This is a genomic window from Lactiplantibacillus sp. C232, assembly GCF_023806725.1.
Taxonomy (GTDB): domain Bacteria; phylum Bacillota; class Bacilli; order Lactobacillales; family Lactobacillaceae; genus Lactiplantibacillus; species Lactiplantibacillus plantarum.
Window position 1 is genome coordinate 46870 of sequence record NZ_JAMSKZ010000004.1, and the last position, 17787, is coordinate 64656.

Genomic DNA, 17787 nt, shown 5'->3' on the forward strand with positions numbered 1-17787 from the left:
TGGATCAGTGATGCGACGAATTAAAATTATTAAAATCATGGCCATTATTAGTGCGACCCTGGTCGTAGGGATTGGATCCTATTGGCAACATCGCTTGACCCCATTACGAAAAACGCGGGTCGCCCAAACGAGTATTCCGACCATCTTCGTCGGTGGCGATTACGCGCGCGCATTTTCTACCGACGGCTTTGTGCACCGCTTAACCGCGGCACACCTGATGACGAAAGGATTGGTCGTCCATGTTAGTCACGCCGGCCACGTGACCGTCCAACAGTTTGGACCACTAAAAAACAACCCAACGATTCAGGTTATCTTTGCCGATAATCATCATGCGAAACGTCAAGCTCGGCAGTTTGCTACTGTCATGCAAGGGCTCGCAAAACGCTACCACGTGACCCGCTACAATGCTGTCGGTCACTCATCTGGAGGTAATATCATCTTTGATTATCTGACAGCGCAAGTCCCCCAGCGCGCACAAATCAATAAGTTTGTGACCATTGGCTCGACCTATCCGGGCTTGACCACTCAGCAGTTAAACCGGTTACCACGGTCCTTGCCGATATTGAATATTGCCGGCCATGTTTGGCATACAAGTGGTGATGGCGGCGTCAATTTACAAGCCGTACTTAAATTCAGCCATCAATTATTGGCAGCTGGTTGGTCACCAAAAACCCAAATCATTCACGGTAGTCCCCTGACCGCCAGCCACTCAATGTTGCATATCAATCCACAGGTCGACTTACTCATCATCCAGTTCTTGTACGGCAACTGATCAATTCATCGAGGCGTGCTGCCAATCAACCTGAAGCACGCCACACTTCTAATTTAACAGGATTCGGACACCCTTACGTCCCTTGGATGGGATGGCAAATGGTGTCTTTTCTGGTATCCTAAAACATCACATATCAGTTAATAACGCAATCACAAAAAAGTCTGCTAAATCTGGCCGCATACCGTTAGTTAAGCTAGCAAACGGTGTTTTGTCAGCGATTTTTATGTACAACGGTGGTAATGTATGGGTATATCTTAATGGAGGCGATTACCATGCGCAAAAAATGGCGATGGTTATTATTAGCACTTACTGGAATTTTCTTTTTGATGTTCGGGCCACCCTTAGTTAGTCAGGCCCGCAACGTAATTGAAGCAACGGGCAACGATGTTAATAGTGCGGTTATCAAAGATAGTAAGGGCAAGATAATGGCTCACGATGCACAATTGCCAGAAGACCAAGAATACACAGTCAATTACAACTGGCGCATCCCTGATAACCTCAAGATCAAGGCGGGCGACACGATGGCTTTCCAAGTCCCCGAAAACGTTCGTATTCCGCATGACGAGGCTTTTCCAATGAAAGGAACCACTGCAGGTACCATCGGAACCTTCTTCATTGCTGCCGGCGCACATACGGGTCTCGTCACATTTAATCAGGCCTATCAAACCAGACCACGTAATCGGAAAGGGTTTGTTCAATTGGACGCCTTCGGAACCGTTCCTAGTCATCCTGGTAACTTAGCCCCAATTTTATTAGAGAAATCAGCTGAATGGGCTGACGAAGCTAATCCACGGCGGATCAACTGGACAATTCGTGTCTTGCCTAATAACAATCAGCTCGTCGATCCCACCTTTGTTGATACGTTGAGTCCGAACCAAACGTATGTCAATGGCAGCGCCGTCCTACGCGATGAGACAGGTAATATTATTCCCGTCAATACGAGCGTGAATGGTAATCAATTGACGTTTAATGCCACAGGGTCGTTTACGTCAGAGTTAGCTTTGACCTACCAAACTAAGACTAACGAACCCACTGGCGACGCAACTTTTGAAAATAATGTCACCTATACTGACAAGAACAGCAACAAGGGATCCGCGACAGCCACGATTTCACGGCCAGTCACCGAACCGGACGTTCCCGAAAATCCAGGTATTTCGGAACCAACAGATCCCGATGAAGATGAGGAACCAGGAGTTACTGAACCGGAAAAACCTGGGACTACCGAACCCGAGAAACCCGGAGTCACCGAACCAGAGAAACCTGGGACTACCGAACCCGAGAAACCCGGAGTCACCGAACCAGAAAAACCTGGGACTACTGAACCGGAGAAACCCGGAGTCACCGAACCAGAAAAACCTGGGACTACCGAACCCGAGAAACCCGGAGTCACCGAACCAGAGAAACCTGGGACTACCGAACCGGAGAAACCCGGGGTCACTGAACCAGAAAAACCTGGGACTACTGAACCGGAGAAACCCGGGGTCACTGAACCAGAAAAACCTGGGACTACTGAACCGGAGAAACCCGGAATCACTGAACCAGAAAAGCCGGGTACCGTCTCACCAGAACAGCCGAGTGGTCCTAAGCCCACCAATCCAGGAACCGTAACACCTGAAAAACCAACGGCCGTCACTCCAGCCGTTCCAAATGAGTCGTCTCCATCGACCCCCGAACCAAGCGTCAGTGGTAATCTGTCAGCACCTGCCAATCCAGCGACAAATTCGACTAACACGACCGCCACAACGGTTCCGGCAACTAATCCCTTACCAGCATCGGCAGCTACAGCTTTTGCAGGCTCAGCACCGATGAATAAGTCGTTGCCACAAACTAACGAACACTCGGCAAGTTGGTCAGTAGCTATCGGTCTCGCCCTATTGATTGGATTACTCGGTAGCGCTTTTGTCCTGACACGCCGAACTAAGCATCGGCATTCATAATTAGCTTGTCACACCGTCAAAAAAATGAGCTGCTCACGTCGCGTTGAACTGACGATCAACGGTGTGAGTAGCTCATTTTTTATAATTTCAACTTGCTGCTAGTAACACTGCGCGATACTTTGTTAGTCGGTCTCACGATCTAGTTGCTCCAGCGCCGTTTTTAATTGTGCTTGCGCACTCGCATCCAGTGAGGGATACGCTAATGGCAATTCCGACAGGCGTTGATTGATGATTTCCGAAACACAGAGCCGCGAATACCACTTACTATCCGACGGAATGACGTACCACGGTGTCGCTTTAGTAGCCGTCTTGGTGATAGCATCATCATAAGCACGCTGATAATCATCCCAATACTGCCGTTCCTGAATATCGGCAGCTGAGAATTTCCAGTTGTGACTTGGAATTTCAATACGGCGAATAAAACGTTGCTTCTGTTCCGCCTTTGACATGTGTAAGAAGAACTTGAGCACTAAGTAGCCGTTGTGTTGCAAGTAATCTTCAAAGTACCGAAGATCGTTAAAACGACGTTCAAAAAAAGCATCATCCACTTGTTTCTTATCGTTAATCTCACCGACGTGCTCATTCACAATAATTTCCGGATGGACTCGACTAACAAGTACGTCTTCATAATACGACCGATTGAAGATCCCAATCATGCCGCGTTTGGGGACCCGATCATGAATTCGCCATAAATAATCATGCGCAATTTCTTTAGTAGTTGGTTGCTTGAACGATGTGACTTCACAGCCTTGGGGGTTGACCCCACTCATGATATGGCGAATCATACTGTCCTTACCCGCCGCATCCATCGCCTGAAAAATGACTAAAACACCAAATCGGTCTTGTGCATATAACTTACCTTGCAGCTCAGTCAGTTGCTTAATATTCTTGGCGATTTGCGCCTTGATGACCTTTTCGTCTTCAAATTCTGGATCAACCGCCGTTGCCAATTTAGTTAATCCTAATTTTTGCTTTCCAGTATATCGGTAGTGCTTTTCAAAATTCACGTTCTAGCTTCCCCTCAATATTATCGATAATCAACTAATGTCGCTAGCGGCTGATGATCTGCTGGCTTGCCAGCAACGGCCGCTTTGCCAATTGAAACGAGCAATAGTGGCCGATACCGCTGGGCGTCAAGTTCCAAAATAGACGTGAATCCGGCAGCATCAAACCCGGTCATCGGATTCGTATCAAAGCCATGATCTTTAGCCACTAACATAAATTGCATCGCAATCAGGCCAGCATCTAGGGCGCCAATGGTCTCGTCACCAGTATCAAATTGTTGCCCCTGACTGGCCTGAAACGCTGGCGCTTGGTGTTGATTTTCACGATCCAGCACAAATAAGACGACGGCACTGGCCGTAGTTAACTGACTGGTATTACCAGTCGCGGCACACAACCGTTGTCGCAAGGCTGCATCCTCAATCACCAACGCCCGAATCGGTTGTTGATTCAATGCGGTTGGTGCCAAAAATGCGGTCTGTAACATCGCGGCCATTTCTTCACGCCCAATTTTAGTTTGGCCGTCATATTGCCGAACCGAATGGCGTGCATTCATGATTGCTTCTAATGGACTATTCGTTGTCATCAGCTTCACCTTCCTTAATTGTCAGTATAAAACAGCCTTCAACATTTCGCCAGTAAGCGTGGTCGTGAAATATTTCCGAACATTTTTCTGTTCAATGTTAATTTAATTCGCCGCTAGCCGTTGTCAGCATCAGCTGAAACGTTTACAATTAAAACATAGCTTTATAGCGCTTCAGACCTAATCAGGGAGGATGTTTTACATGGCAAAACGTAAAATGATTTTAGACTTAGACACCGGGATTGACGACGCAATGGCCATTGCCTACGCAGTCGGTGCACCCGACGTTGATTTAATTGGGATTATCAGTTCTTATGGGAACTGCCTAGTGGATCAGGCGGCGATTAACAGTTTACAAATTCTAGAACTACTAGGTGCCACTGACGTACCCGTCTTTCTAGGTGAACCCCACTCCAGTACGACGGAACACTTTGACGTTATGCCGATTTCACAGCAGATTCATGGCATGAACGGTATCGGCGACGTGAACCTTCCTGAACCGAAACGCGCCGTGGAAAAGCAGTCCGGTGTCGACTTCTTAATTGATGCCGTTCACCAATATGGCGCCGATCTGACCCTAGTGCCAACCGGTCCCTTAACCAACTTGGCCGAAGCACTCGAAAAAGCACCAGACATTGCCAGCACCATTGGTAATGTGACCTTAATGGGTGGTGCACTGACTGTTCCAGGTAATGTCAGTCACTACGCTGAAGCCAATATTAATCAAGATGCCGAAGCGGCCAACGCCGTCTTCACCAGTACGATGCCTCTTACGATGGTCGGACTCGACGTAACGTTACGGACATTATTAACCAAGACTGAAACACAACAATGGCGGGACTTAAAGACAACTGCGGGCGAAAAATTTGCTGACATTGTTGACTATTACATTGCGGCTTACGATATTACGAGTCCTGACTTACACGGTTGTGCCTTACACGATCCACTGGCAGTCGGCGTTTCACTCGATCCAAGTTTTGTCACCACGTTAGACCTGAATATGTACGTCCAGGCTAGTGGTGAAGATTATGGCCGGACAATTGGTGACCCTGCGCGACTCAATGACCCAACTAACGTCACGGTTGCGTTAACGGTCGACAAGGATCGTTATTTGAAGACATTCATGAATTACCTGACGACATTATTTAAAGCCCATTAGTTATATTTCATCATGGCAACCGGATCACAGAAGTTCGCTTCCGTGATCCGGTTGTTATTATTTATTTACAAGTCTGCTAATTTTTCATTTTTCCCCGGCAATTTATGTTAAATTAGCAGTATCACCATTCAGAAAGTAGGTATCGCCATGGCACAAAAATATTACGCTGTTCGTAAGGGACGCCAACCTGGTATTTACCGCACCTGGCCCGAAACTCAAAAGCAAGTTAGCGGTTATCCACAAGCACAGTACAAGAGCTTCACAAGCGAGAAAGACGCTCAGGATTTTATGGCTGGTAAGGCCAGTCCAACCCGACCAGCTCACTCAAAATCAGTATCTAATCAAGCGCCGGTCAACGCAGCCATTACTGTTTATACTGATGGCGGTTCGCGAAATACCGGAAACGTTGCCGGTCAGCACGTGCACCAAGATGATAAGGCTGCCTGGGCTTATCGGATTGAAATGCCCGACCAACTCGTCACTGACTCTGCCGGCGAATGGGGTGCCACCAATAATCGCATGGAAATCATGGCCTTCTTACGAGCTCTTGAACAATTGCAACAGCTTGGCCAAACTAAGACTGGGATTCTGTTCGTACTTGATTCACAGTATGTCCTCAACGCAGTCACTAAGGGCTGGCTGGCTGGTTGGAAACGACGCGGCTGGAAACGCAGCAATGGTCCGTTAGTTAACGCTGAGTTATGGCGTGAAGTCGACCGGTTGCTTCCAGCATTCACTGCACTTAATTACCGCTGGACTAAGGGCCACGCTACCAATCAGGGCAATGTCTTTGTCGATCATTTGTTGAATCAAACTATGGATCAAATGCACGCTGGTCAGCCGGCCCAAGCCTCGACTGGTGCTAAAATTAGTCCACAGCCAGCTAAAACTAGTGTGCCACAGCCGACTATGTCGAACCCAACACCAACTAAGTCTAATCAATCGGCCACTGTACGCTCGACACCAGCTGAAAAAAAGCCAGTTGATCCCGAACAAGTCGCCCGTTCAGTAGCGGCGATCAAGAAGATGCTACGCGATAACTAATGTGCTGCACGCGAACTCAAGATGATACCGAAGTACACTCAAAAAGTTAACCAATCTAGTACTCAGTCTCGCAATTAGATTAGAGCACGTCTCTGCTGTCAATCAGAAATTCAATGAAACGTGCTCGTTTAAATGACGCATTATCCTAATAATGAGCTGTATCAGGTAAACAACTAGGCAACATGTATGTTCTATCACTGTCCACGACTCAATAACTGGTAACACATAACTCAAAAGCTAGTTTCGCCATCTTTTATTGCGAAACTAGCTTTTTTACTATTGTTGGCTTGAATTCGATGGCTCAACTCGAAGGTGGTGCTTCATCAATTAAATTAATGCTGTCGTAACGCAGCCCATAAATATGAACAATAAACCAGTCGCGACGCTCACAATACTTTGTTGACCCGTACGCTCATGTAAAAAGAACAGCTCACTAAGTGTTGAAATCACCACACTAAGTTGACCAATAATATAGGCATTGGTCACCCCAATTGACCGAGCTGATAAGATGTACATGAAAGCAGCAATACCATATAAAATACCCGGAAGCGTGTTTTGCCAGCTTTGCTTATCCCGATAGACAGTTGGCTGATGATATATTGCCCACCCGACCGCAACTATCAATATTCCCAACATCTGAGGTAAAAAAAGTTGTAATGCGTCAACTTTAACCAGCTTAGGAATACAACTATAAATCCAATAACCAATGGTGGTCATCAAAAGTGGCAAATAACAACTAAATCCTTTCTTCCGACCATCTGAGGTTCCCGCTGACAATGCTGAACCGGCAACAATCAACATAATGGCTAATAGTCCTAATATTTTTTGGTTACTGCTTCCCCACTCGCCAAACATCAAGACACCGATCAACGAAGTTCCAACCAATTGAAGCGCCGTTGAAATCGGCATTGTCTTAGATACACCAAGTAAGCAATAACTGATATACTGGCCTAATTGTCCGATGGCCCACGCAGCACCCGAAATCATTGCCAACCCAAATGTGACTCCCGATATCGTTACAGTAGGTTGGGAGAACAACCAGAAAATAAGGGCTATAAGTCCATCACCGATACCCATACCAAACATTTCATTTTCAGAATGACCATTAATTTTACCGACTAATAAGGGGTTGATGCCCCAACACAGTGCTGGAATAATCGCAATCAAAAAAATCATTTTTCATCTCCCCGCATTGACTAACAAATTATCAAGATCAATCGGAACATCATGCTTGGCATCTAATTTATTGAATAATCGATACAAGGCACCATAAAGATTTGCATCATTGTGAAAACGACTACTCAAAATTTCGGGTCGAGCAATGGTACTTTTCACCCATGGTCGTCGTTCTAAAATCCAATCGTATTGCCGATTGATTTCATCAATCAGAATGGGTTGAAATGAAATACCACCACCAATAACGTATCGATCCAAGTCTAAGACTGTCTGAACATTAAGAATTAACGCTGCGACTTCACGAGCATACTGTCGAAAAATTTGTGTCGCTTGTGCTTGACCAGCATTGATTGCCGCAAAAGCACAGTGCCCATCTGTTAAACAAGACGCGCCAATTACCGTATTAACAGCTTCAATCATTCGTACCGCTGAACCAGTCTTTCCAAACAACCCATCATCAGCCAGATTGGTCTAGTCAGCAGGCATCAAGCTGACTTCCCCAGCTAACCGTCGACTACCAGCCCACAAATGCCCATCCAACATGATTCCACCGCCAACACATGTTCCAAGTACAATTGCCATCCCATTTTTGACATCATTCAGATTTCCTAACCATGATTCCGCAAGCGCCGCGGATTTACCATCATTTTCAACTGATATTGGCAGTCCCAATTTTTGCAACTTTCGTGGTAAACAGACTTCATTCAAATATGGCAGGGTAGAATTGCGACAATAGATCGTATCCGTTGTCGTGTCTACACGTCCAGGTGTACTAAAAGCCACCCCGTTTAATTGGCCCTTCAACTTGTCACTAATCTTTTCAATTGCTTCCAAAAACTGTGTTAATCCCTCGTGTGGCGTTTCCATTCGACTCTTTTTAATCATTTGACCACTGCGATTAATTAAGGCATATTTTAAATTTGTCCCGCCAACATCTACTGCTAAGTATCGTGGTTCTTCTGACATTCAATCGTCACCCTTTTCTTTATTTACACCATACCTTACTGGTATCAAACAAATATGTAAACGTTTTCCGAAGCGGTTGAACACACTGTTAAATCTGATTATTAATTGTTATTACGACCAAAAACGCACTAGCTCAACTCATTATGCTTTCATACCTATCACCACTAATTGACTTATAAAATGACCCTTTTAGCACTTTTGTGCGTTATATAAAAAAAGAAAACTTTAGTGCAGTCATATTTGTTTAAGAATCTCAACAAAAAAACGACTTCAATTTAGAAGTCGTTGTCAAAATTACATCGCACCCAAAAATCACAGTGGAAAATCAGTGGCACTTACCACCCATTCACCCGTACTTTAACACCATGTGCACGAATATGTTCAGCATAATCAATTAAGTCATCCGCTTGTAACTGTTTAACATTAACTAGCGCATATTTTCGGCCCAAATCTTGATACTTTTTCAACCCAAACTGGTGAAATGGCAATAATTCAACTTCGGTTACGCCAATCTGATTAAATAGTTGTCCAAAATGATCCGCGTCATTCAATGTATAATTAAAACCTGGAATAACCGGAATCCGAACCATCATCTTTTGATAAGCTTGCACTGCAGTTGCTAAGTTACGTAAAATTACCCCGTTATCGGCACCCGTTCCGATTCGATGTTGGGCTGGGTCCCATTGTTTACAGTCATAATACATGAAGTCCATATAAGACATGAATTCATTAAAAACCTTAGGCCGTGCGTAACCAGTTGTCTCACAGGCTAAATTAATGCCAGCTGCTTTAACTGCCTTAGCAAGCTCAATCGCAAAGGAAGCTTGAAAAAGAACTTCACCACCAGAGAAGGTTACCCCACCGCCAGACTCTTCATAGAAGTCTTTATCTTGTAGAATAACTTTCATAATATCATCAACCGTCATATAATCACCGACGATGGTTTGCTTGGCGGTCTGTTCATCATACATTGATTCTTGCTCACCTGATTGTGATTCTGGATTAGAACACCACTTGCAGCGTAACGGGCACCCTTTAAAGAAAACTACTGTTCGAATACCTGGTCCATCATTGATACTAAATTTTTGAATGTTAAATATTAGTCCTTTTACGGGCGTCTTAGTTGTGATCGTTGGCATTATGACTACTCCTTTACTTAATGTTGCCTTCAGAATAACACCAATCACATTAAACGTAAATGATTTTAGTTTCAAACGAAAGTAATTCTCAATCAAATAAAATGTTATAATCATTAAAGCAAGGAAGTGAAAATCTATGAATCAACGCAATGAACAATTATTAGAAATCGTCAATCAACGAAAAAAAGTCGAAGTGAATGAGTTAGCAAGCTTACTTGAGGTCTCAAAAGTGACTATCCGTAAGGACCTTACTGAATTAGAAAATCGTGGTCTATTGCAACGGCAACATGGTTTTGCAATTATTAATAATCCAAACAATCTGAACTTTCGACTTGCTCAAAATTACGACATTAAACATAAAATTGCGGAAGCCGCCGCAACTCTAGTTCAAGATAATGAGACCATCATGATCGAATCAGGATCAACTTGTGCACTTTTAGCCGAAGAACTAGGAAAAAGTGGGAAACACGTGACAATTATTACAATTTCATTTTTCATCGCTAATTACGTACGTAACTACGACAATATTACAGTCTACACTTTAGGCGGACAATACCAATCCGATGCCCAAGTGGCAGTTGGACCACTAACAAAAACGATGCTAGCTAACTTTCACACCGAAAAGCTTTTTTTAGGTATTGACGGTTTCGATCGTAACTACGGCTTTTATGGTAATGATATTATGCGCACTGATACGGTCCATGCCATGGCTGATAACGCCGACAAGACTTATATCTTAACAGATTCAAGTAAATTTGAATTAACCAGTACTGTTCACCAATTGCCATTCCAGCAAGTTGATACAGTGATTACCGACAACCAGCTTTCAAAAGAGGCTCATCGCGTACTCAATTTTCAACAAATCAAAGTCCAGACTGTTGCGACTCATTAAGCAAATTGTCGCAATGACCGAAGCGACTCAAACCGCAAACTTATTGCTGCTACCCCCATCGACTTCGATGAGGGTTTTTCGATACGCACTTCCTTAATTCATTGATTTTTGCACAAATGTGCATTTCATAATTATTCATTATTTTGATGATATTTCTAATCAAAAGATGCTATGATTATTACGTAAGAAAGTCATTTTGGTTTCTAACGATAGAAAGGAAGAATGATCATGTCTGAAACTTTAACTAAAACAACGACAACTATTAACCACTTCGGTAAATTGACGCCAATGATGGATCGCTTACGCGATAGCATCATTGATGCAAAACCTTATGTCGATCCAGAACGGGCGATTCTCACAACCGAAACTTATCGACAACACCAAGACGAACAAGTCGATATATTACGGGCTAAAATGCTTGAACACGTTCTTGATAAAATGAGTATCTTCATTGAAGATGATACTTTAATTGTTGGTAACCAAGCACGCCAAAATCGTTGGGCACCAGTATTCCCTGAGTATTCTATGAATTGGGTCATTGATGAATTAGATACATTTGAGAAGCGTCCTGGTGACGTTTTCTATATTACGGAGAAATCTAAGGAAGAACTTCGTGCGATTGCGCCTTTCTGGAAACATAATACCTTGGAAGACCGCGGCTACGCTAGTTTTCCAGAAGCAAGTCGTATTTTTTATGATTTAGGTATTATTGGAGCCGATGGTAATATCACTTCTGGTGATGGTCACATTGCGGTCGACTATAAAAACGTTGTTAATAAGGGACTTAAATGGTATGAAGACCGCATTAAGACAGCACTTGCTAATCTTGACCTTACTGATTTTAACCGGCAAAAACAATACTATTTCTATAAAGCGGGCCTAATTGTAATCGATGCCATTCACAATTTTGCTAAACGTTACGCCCAATTAGCGTCCAAGCAAGCTCAAAACACGACATCCGCAACTCGCAAAGCACAACTTGAAAAAATCGCCCAAATTCTAAACAAGGTTCCTTACGAACCTGCAAATTCATTTTATGAAGCGATTCAAGCTGTCTGGTTAGTTCATCTGACCTTACAAATCGAATCCAACGGTCATTCTGTCTCATATGGTCGTCTAGATCAGTACCTAGCTCCATTCTATGAGCACGATTTAAAAACTGGTGCTATTGACGCCAACGGTGCAACCGAATTACTCACAAACTTATGTCTTAAGACGTTAACGATTAATAAAGTACGCTCATGGCAACATACTGAATTTTCTGCAGGGAGTCCCCTCTACCAAAACATTACGATTGGTGGTCAAACACCAGATGGTAAAGATGCCGTTAATCCGACGTCCTATCTGATTTTACGAGCAATTGCGCAAGCACATTTACCACAACCCAACTTAACGGTCCGTTATCACCATGGCTTAAGCGATAAGTTTATGCGTGAATGTGTCGAAGTTATTAAACAAGGCTTAGGTATGCCTGCGTTTAATAACGACGAAATTATTATTCCGTCGTTTATTCGTCGTGGCGTCAAGAAAGAAGACGCCTATAATTACAGTGCCATCGGTTGTGTCGAAACAGCGATCCCTGGAAAATGGGGCTATCGTTGCACCGGGATGAGCTTCATTAACTTCCCACGCGTTCTCTTACTCATTATGAATGGTGGCATTGATCCTGAATCTGGCAAACGGTTATTACCCGATTATGGTAAGTTCACTGATATGACTTCTTTTGATCAACTTATGACTGCTTGGGACAAAGCGCTCCGTGAAATGACACGACAAAGTGTGATTATCGAAAATAGTTGTGATTTGGCTTTGGAACAAAATTATCCTGATATTCTCTGCTCCGTTTTAACCGACGATTGTATCGGTCGTGGTAAGACCATTAAAGAAGGTGGCGCGGTATACGACTTTATCAGTGGATTACAAGTTGGTATTGCTAACCTAGCGGACTCCCTAGCTGCAATCAAGAAACTTGTCTTTGAAGAAAAGAAGTTGACAACAACCCAACTTTGGCACGCACTTACCACTGATTTTGCGGATGAAGACGGTGAAAAGATTCGGCAGATGCTCATTAATGATGCCCCAAAGTATGGTAACGATGATGATTATGTTGATGATTTGATTGTTGAAGCTTATAAACCATATATTGATGAAATTGCCAAGTACAAAAACACGCGCTACGGTCGCGGCCCTATTGGTGGCTTGCGTTACGCAGGAACCTCTTCTATTTCGGCCAACGTTGGTCAAGGGCACAGCACTTTGGCTACACCAGATGGTCGGCACGCTCGGACACCATTAGCCGAAGGTTGCTCACCAGAACATGCAATGGATACTGATGGCCCAACTGCTGTGTTCAAATCAGTTTCCAAGTTATCCACTAAGGACATCACTGGTGGCGTATTACTGAACCAAAAGATGTCACCACAAATTCTACGGAGTGATGAAAGCTGCATGAAATTGGTTGCACTACTACGGACCTTCTTCAACCGACTTCATGGTTACCATGTCCAATACAACATTGTTTCACGGGATACCTTGATTGATGCACAGAACCATCCTGACAAGCACCGTGACTTGATTGTTCGGGTTGCTGGATATTCCGCCTTCTTCGTGGGCCTATCCAAAGAAACCCAAGATGATATTATCGAACGGACGGAGCAGTCTCTATAATCTATATAGTTTGCTAGTCCAAGTAATTTGAAAAGTATTGTCTTAAGGCCCCTACCAATCCACTCTCAGCTGGTTTCGCTTGGAGCAACAATTAAGAAGTCAAAAACCGACTTTTCTAGAACTCAGCTTCTGGAAAAATCGGTTTTTATGACGTTAGCTTATTATTTAGTAGTGATTTAATTTGTTTTGTCACGCCACATCATTGTATGTCATACTAACAGTATGGCCTTGTAGCAGTCATCTGTGCAACCAATAATCAATTAGGCAATCAATCAAAACCGATTAACACTCACTGTAGTCGGTTACCTGCCATTCAAGTGGCCCATAGAATATGTTCGTCATTACCGTTCATTAGCCAATTTATTCGCAGTTGCAGTGATTGGACCGCGTGCACTCAAATCGACGTCAACCGCGTTTCAACGTTTGTTAAGAATCCTGTGTAAACGGCGTCTAACATACTAACGAAACGAATTTACGCCTAATCAGACCTTTTCCAGATCGACTAAGCTGGCCGTGCTGGAACTTAAGCAACAACCCGATTTAATCATAGTCCATGACAGGTTTAACTAGCAGAATACGTATTAAGTATAATTATTGGATTTGTTCGTCACTCTTAGAAAGAAGTCTTCCAAATGAGTCATAATCGCCGACAATTACTGGCCAAGGTCGCTTATCTATATTATGAGCGTGACCATACTCAAGCCCAGATTGCGAAAGAGCTAAACATTTATCGCACTACCATTAGCCGCATGTTAAAACAAGCTCGTCAATTAGGCATTGTCGAGATTAAAATCAATGATTTTAATTCTGATTTATTTGCCTTAGAAGAACAACTCAAGCAACGCTACCACTTGAAGAAAGCTGTTGTCATCGCTGGCGAGCCACACGCTAATCATCAGCGTAAAGAACAGCTACTATCAACAGAAGCTGCGCTCTACCTCAAACAAATCATCAAACCAAATAACATTGTCGGTTTTGCTTGGGGGTCAATTCTCAGTGGTATGATTGGACAATTGCAGCACCCTATTCAAACTGATGCTACTTTTGTACCACTAGTCGGTGGTCCTAGCCCATCGAATGCAGCATACCACGTTAATGGTATCGTCTACGATGCAGCACGTACCTTTGGTGGTCACAGTTTATTTGTAGATGCTGCTGCAGTTCAAGAATCCAAATACATTCGCGATGGTATCTTGACATCCAATTACTTCCGCCAAATTCGTGATTGTTGGAACCACCTAGATATTGCACTACTCGGTATTGGGGGGCCACTCTCCAATACCAGTAGCCGTTGGCGCGATCTGTTAACCGATACTGACCGTGAACTTTTAAAGGAACGACAAGCAATTGGTGATTGTTGTTGTACCTTTTTTGATAAGCATGGCAAAATTCTGACTGGTGACCTGCTTGATCGCACAATCGCGATTCCGCTACCACAATTAGCACACGTCCCTAATTCAATCGGAATTGCTCGTTCACTAACCAAAGCCCCCGCCATCTTAGCGCTCTTAAAAATGGGGGTCCTAAACACACTAGTTACGGATGCCGAGACTGCACAAAGAGTGCTGGATTTGGACGATTAGCACATTTGTGCATTTTCCAATCATAAAAAGATGCTCATCCCTGTTATAACGGGATTCTAGCGATTATTACTCTGCAGATTATTGGTATCGCTTCCATAACCGGTTATCATATAGTTGTAAATAAAAACAGGGGTGACTATCATGGAATTCTTATTAGATACTGTACACATTGAAGATATTAAAAAATACGTGGATATCATACCACTTAGCGGCGTAACGTCTAATCCTTCGATCGTTAAGAAGGAAGGTCGCATTGACTTTTTCAAGCATATGCGGGCTGTTCGACAAATCATTGGTGACCAAGCAACACTCCACATTCAAGCCGTTGGTCAAACCACAGATGCAATGTTACAAGATGCATATACGATTCTTAAAAATGTTGATGAAAATGTTTATATTAAGATTCCGACAAATGAAGCTGGATTAGCAGCCATCAAACAATTGAAAGCTGCTGGTATTAATGTTACCGCAACCGCAATTTATACGAAGTTTCAAGGTTATCTAGCTATGACGGCAGGTGCCGATTATCTCGCACCTTATTACAACCGGATGGTTAATATGAATATTAATGCCGATGAAGTTATCGGCGAGCTTTCGACCCAGATTTTACGCGAAAACAGTAACACTAAAATCTTAGCAGCCAGCTTCCACACCGTACAGCAGGTCAACTCAGCCTTTGAAATGGGTGCCCAAGCTGCAACGATGAGTGCTGACATTCTAAAAACGGCTCTTTCGGCACCGGCTATCAGTGCTGCCATTAATGATTTTACAACTGACTGGGAATCACTTTACGGTCAGGGAAGCACCATCAGCTCACTTGCTAAAAAACAGAACTTGACTACCATGACAAATTAAATTAAAAATAACGTCACAATGATGATTAGTACACCATTGTGACGTTATTTATCTCATGACAGATTAGTAGCACGGAAAATATGAAAACAATGTGCCAATTAGTGGGTCGCAGTTAGTCAATCAGGACACGTCCCCCGCTAGTTTTCTACATTGATTAACAATTAAGTATGAGCTCATTCATAGTTATTCAACTGCTCAATTTAATCATAATTCACACTCAACTAATATGCCCCTGTTGCTACCATCTTTAAATCCAACCGATTGATTTTAGACCATTTTCAATCCCATCGTGATCACAATCAGTCGTCGTCATATCAGCTTGAGCTTTAATTTCAGGTGCAGCATTTCCCATTGCGATACCAATACCGGCACTCTGCAACATTTCACGATCATTTTGATTATCTCCAAATGCAACAACATTTTCAGGAGCAACTTTCAACGATGCGGCCAGCTTGGCGACACCCTGCGCCTTTGAACCCACTTTGGGAATAATATCGACACCGTTAACATCAAAGCGAACAAATGAGAATTCATCTGCATGCGGTAAATTAGCGTCCTGCTGGTGCGGATAAAACATCATTGCTTGATAAATATCATTATCCAAATAATAATTTGGTGCATATTCAACAGTCGGTGCCCGAAAAGTGTGTAGTACTCGTCGGGTTTGTTCATTCAGATGCGTGTGCGCATGCAACCCATCTAACGACTCAAAAATAATATCAATATTATTCGCATCCGCAGCGGCAACTAATGTTGCCATGTTATCACGCGAGAGCGTATGTTCATGAACCTGTTGATGGTTGGCAAATGCGGCGGAGCCATTGCAAAGCACAAAATCATTCAGGTCAAGCTTATGAATGACTGCCTTAGCCATCGCCAGATTACGCCCAGTGGCAATTGCAACATTAATTTGTTGTTGCTTTAACTTCTTAATACTCGTCAACGTACTTTTTAAAAACGTCTTGTTACTTGCTAATAATGTATCGTCAATATCAAAAACTGCTAACTTTGCTACCATAACTGTTCCTCCGACCTATCTTTCAATAAATTCTGATTTTATTAATTGGTGTTTCTGACCATGACTAATCGACAACTCAAAGGCAGCTTTTCCTAATGCTTCCAAGTGATGGTCAATTGTTGAAAACTGCATAAGTCGACTGGAAAGTAGATTTTCTTGTCCAATAATTTTTACCGGTGTTAACTGGTGTACCCGATAATAGTCCTGAATACCAGCACCAATATCGTCGCCATTCGCTAAAATGGCATCAACAGATGGCTTCAGCTTTGCAAAGTAGCGCCCCGCACGATAACCGTCTTCGAAAGTGACCGCACCAGTAAACAGATTAGCTGCTGGTAATTTTCCATACGTTTCTTGATAGGCCATTCGGGTCACCCGAGAACTGGCACTGATCAAATTATCCCGACTAATAACCACCCCTACATTTTGACAGCCTTGTTGCTTGGCCCACATCAAGGCACTTATATATGATGCTAAACGGTCGGTATAAGCTGCAGCCAAGTGACTACTCGTTCCTGGATCTTCACAACAGACAATTCGACCATACTTCTGATAGCGCTCCAACGCCTCCAACGAGTTACTACGCGATGTAAATATTAACGCATCATAAGCCTTGCTCTTAAGCTGTTCAAGGTAATGTCGTTCCACTGTCATATCATAATTAGTCGGCAACAATGTGACTTTGTAACCCTTTGCAAAACCGGCACTAACAATCCCATCAACAATTCGGGCAAAATAGGGATGGTTCGCATATGGTAAGACGATCCCAATCGTCTTAGTTTGTCCCTTACTCAAATCTCGTGCTAACCGATTAGGAACATAGTCCAATTCTTTAATCAGGGCTTCAATCTTTTTCCGCTTATCATCTGCAACGTACTTTTGATGATTAATCACACGCGAGACGGTCGAAACTGAGTATCCCGATAATCGAGCAATGTCATGGATATTGGTCATTAATTCCACCTTCGTCTTATTTTTTTGATTCTTAATTGAT

General features: G+C 43.3%; 14 protein-coding genes and 1 pseudogene. 8 read left to right on the forward strand and 7 right to left on the reverse strand.

What is annotated here, in order from left to right; all coding sequences use genetic code 11:
* Window positions 1-10 precede the first annotated feature (10 nt).
* Both MZO41_RS05405 and MZO41_RS16795 read left to right on the forward strand, forming a co-directional pair.
* Complete coding sequence (locus MZO41_RS05405; RefSeq protein WP_003642691.1) at window positions 11-772, forward strand: alpha/beta hydrolase; 762 nt, start codon at window positions 11-13, stop codon at window positions 770-772.
* Window positions 773-1044: 272 nt separating this feature from the next.
* Window positions 1045-2709: an Ig-like domain-containing protein gene (locus MZO41_RS16795; RefSeq protein WP_013355787.1), complete on the forward strand. Its 1665-nt coding sequence runs from the start codon at window positions 1045-1047 to the stop codon at window positions 2707-2709.
* Between the two features lie 122 nt (window positions 2710-2831).
* Here MZO41_RS16795 and MZO41_RS05425 read toward each other — a convergent pair whose 3' ends face one another.
* Together MZO41_RS05425 and MZO41_RS05430 are read right to left on the reverse strand one after the other, a co-directional pair.
* Window positions 2832-3716, reverse strand: coding sequence for a polyphosphate kinase 2 family protein (locus MZO41_RS05425; protein ID WP_003642687.1), 885 nt, complete (start codon window positions 3714-3716; stop codon window positions 2832-2834).
* Between the two features lie 20 nt (window positions 3717-3736).
* Window positions 3737-4297 carry a nitroreductase family protein gene (locus MZO41_RS05430; RefSeq protein WP_011101839.1) on the reverse strand — a complete coding sequence of 187 codons (561 nt, stop codon included), beginning with the start codon at window positions 4295-4297 and terminating at the stop codon, window positions 3737-3739.
* Window positions 4298-4496: 199 nt separating this feature from the next.
* Here MZO41_RS05430 and MZO41_RS05435 point away from each other — a divergent pair, with 199 nt between their 5' ends.
* Entirely contained in the window at window positions 4497-5453 is a 957-nt protein-coding gene (locus tag MZO41_RS05435) for a nucleoside hydrolase (protein WP_003644692.1), read from the forward strand.
* A 147-nt stretch (window positions 5454-5600) separates the two neighbouring features.
* Window positions 5601-6497, forward strand: a complete 897-nt coding sequence (locus tag MZO41_RS05440; protein WP_013355788.1) for a ribonuclease H family protein — start codon at window positions 5601-5603, stop codon at window positions 6495-6497.
* A 327-nt stretch (window positions 6498-6824) separates the two neighbouring features.
* Here the strand turns inward: MZO41_RS05440 and MZO41_RS05445 are convergent, their stop codons facing one another.
* From MZO41_RS05445 to MZO41_RS05455, 3 genes and pseudogenes are all read right to left on the reverse strand, one after another.
* Window positions 6825-7673: a GRP family sugar transporter gene (locus MZO41_RS05445; protein ID WP_128650836.1), complete on the reverse strand. Its 849-nt coding sequence runs from the start codon at window positions 7671-7673 to the stop codon at window positions 6825-6827.
* A gap of 3 nt (window positions 7674-7676) precedes the next feature.
* Window positions 7677-8639 (reverse strand): annotated as a pseudogene (locus tag MZO41_RS05450) (ROK family protein).
* Window positions 8640-8974: 335 nt separating this feature from the next.
* Complete coding sequence (locus MZO41_RS05455; protein WP_128650835.1) at window positions 8975-9778, reverse strand: glycyl-radical enzyme activating protein; 804 nt, start codon at window positions 9776-9778, stop codon at window positions 8975-8977.
* Window positions 9779-9914: 136 nt separating this feature from the next.
* Between MZO41_RS05455 and MZO41_RS05460 the strand changes: the two genes are divergently transcribed.
* From MZO41_RS05460 to MZO41_RS05475, 4 genes are all read left to right on the forward strand, one after another.
* On the forward strand, window positions 9915-10670 hold the full coding sequence (locus MZO41_RS05460) for a DeoR/GlpR family DNA-binding transcription regulator (RefSeq protein WP_013355790.1): 756 nt from the start codon (window positions 9915-9917) through the stop codon (window positions 10668-10670).
* Between the two features lie 222 nt (window positions 10671-10892).
* Window positions 10893-13337 carry a glycyl radical protein gene (locus tag MZO41_RS05465; RefSeq protein WP_072533890.1) on the forward strand — a complete coding sequence of 815 codons (2445 nt, stop codon included), beginning with the start codon at window positions 10893-10895 and terminating at the stop codon, window positions 13335-13337.
* 632 nt (window positions 13338-13969) lie between these two features.
* The gene (locus MZO41_RS05470; protein WP_011101846.1) at window positions 13970-14920 is read left to right on the forward strand and encodes a sugar-binding transcriptional regulator; all 951 of its coding nucleotides are present in this window, start codon (window positions 13970-13972) and stop codon (window positions 14918-14920) included.
* Window positions 14921-15061: 141 nt separating this feature from the next.
* The gene (locus MZO41_RS05475) at window positions 15062-15775 is read left to right on the forward strand and encodes a fructose-6-phosphate aldolase (RefSeq protein ID WP_011101847.1); all 714 of its coding nucleotides are present in this window, start codon (window positions 15062-15064) and stop codon (window positions 15773-15775) included.
* Between the two features lie 247 nt (window positions 15776-16022).
* Here MZO41_RS05475 and MZO41_RS05480 read toward each other — a convergent pair whose 3' ends face one another.
* Window positions 16023-16793, reverse strand: coding sequence for a Cof-type HAD-IIB family hydrolase (locus tag MZO41_RS05480; RefSeq protein ID WP_011101848.1), 771 nt, complete (start codon window positions 16791-16793; stop codon window positions 16023-16025).
* Between the two features lie 15 nt (window positions 16794-16808).
* Window positions 16809-17747 carry a LacI family DNA-binding transcriptional regulator gene (locus MZO41_RS05485; protein ID WP_011101849.1) on the reverse strand — a complete coding sequence of 313 codons (939 nt, stop codon included), beginning with the start codon at window positions 17745-17747 and terminating at the stop codon, window positions 16809-16811.
* Between the last annotated feature and the right edge of the window lie 40 nt (window positions 17748-17787).

Excerpts from the sequence above, each read along its gene's own strand:
- MZO41_RS05435 (WP_003644692.1), top strand. The coding sequence starts at position 4,497 with ATGGCAAAACGTAAAATGATTTTAGACTTAGACACCGGGATTGACGAC.
- MZO41_RS16795 (WP_013355787.1), top strand. The coding sequence starts at position 1,045 with ATGCGCAAAAAATGGCGATGGTTATTATTAGCACTTACTGGAATTTTC.
- MZO41_RS05440 (WP_013355788.1), top strand. The coding sequence starts at position 5,601 with ATGGCACAAAAATATTACGCTGTTCGTAAGGGACGCCAACCTGGTATT.
- MZO41_RS05470 (WP_011101846.1), top strand. The coding sequence starts at position 13,970 with ATGAGTCATAATCGCCGACAATTACTGGCCAAGGTCGCTTATCTATAT.
- MZO41_RS05445 (WP_128650836.1), bottom strand. The coding sequence starts at position 7,673 with ATGATTTTTTTGATTGCGATTATTCCAGCACTGTGTTGGGGCATCAAC.
- MZO41_RS05475 (WP_011101847.1), top strand. The coding sequence starts at position 15,062 with ATGGAATTCTTATTAGATACTGTACACATTGAAGATATTAAAAAATAC.
- MZO41_RS05485 (WP_011101849.1), bottom strand. The coding sequence starts at position 17,747 with ATGACCAATATCCATGACATTGCTCGATTATCGGGATACTCAGTTTCG.
- MZO41_RS05430 (WP_011101839.1), bottom strand. The coding sequence starts at position 4,297 with ATGACAACGAATAGTCCATTAGAAGCAATCATGAATGCACGCCATTCG.
- MZO41_RS05465 (WP_072533890.1), top strand. The coding sequence starts at position 10,893 with ATGATCATGTCTGAAACTTTAACTAAAACAACGACAACTATTAACCAC.
- MZO41_RS05455 (WP_128650835.1), bottom strand. The coding sequence starts at position 9,778 with ATGCCAACGATCACAACTAAGACGCCCGTAAAAGGACTAATATTTAAC.
- MZO41_RS05480 (WP_011101848.1), bottom strand. The coding sequence starts at position 16,793 with ATGGTAGCAAAGTTAGCAGTTTTTGATATTGACGATACATTATTAGCA.
- MZO41_RS05405 (WP_003642691.1), top strand. The coding sequence starts at position 11 with ATGCGACGAATTAAAATTATTAAAATCATGGCCATTATTAGTGCGACC.
- MZO41_RS05460 (WP_013355790.1), top strand. The coding sequence starts at position 9,915 with ATGAATCAACGCAATGAACAATTATTAGAAATCGTCAATCAACGAAAA.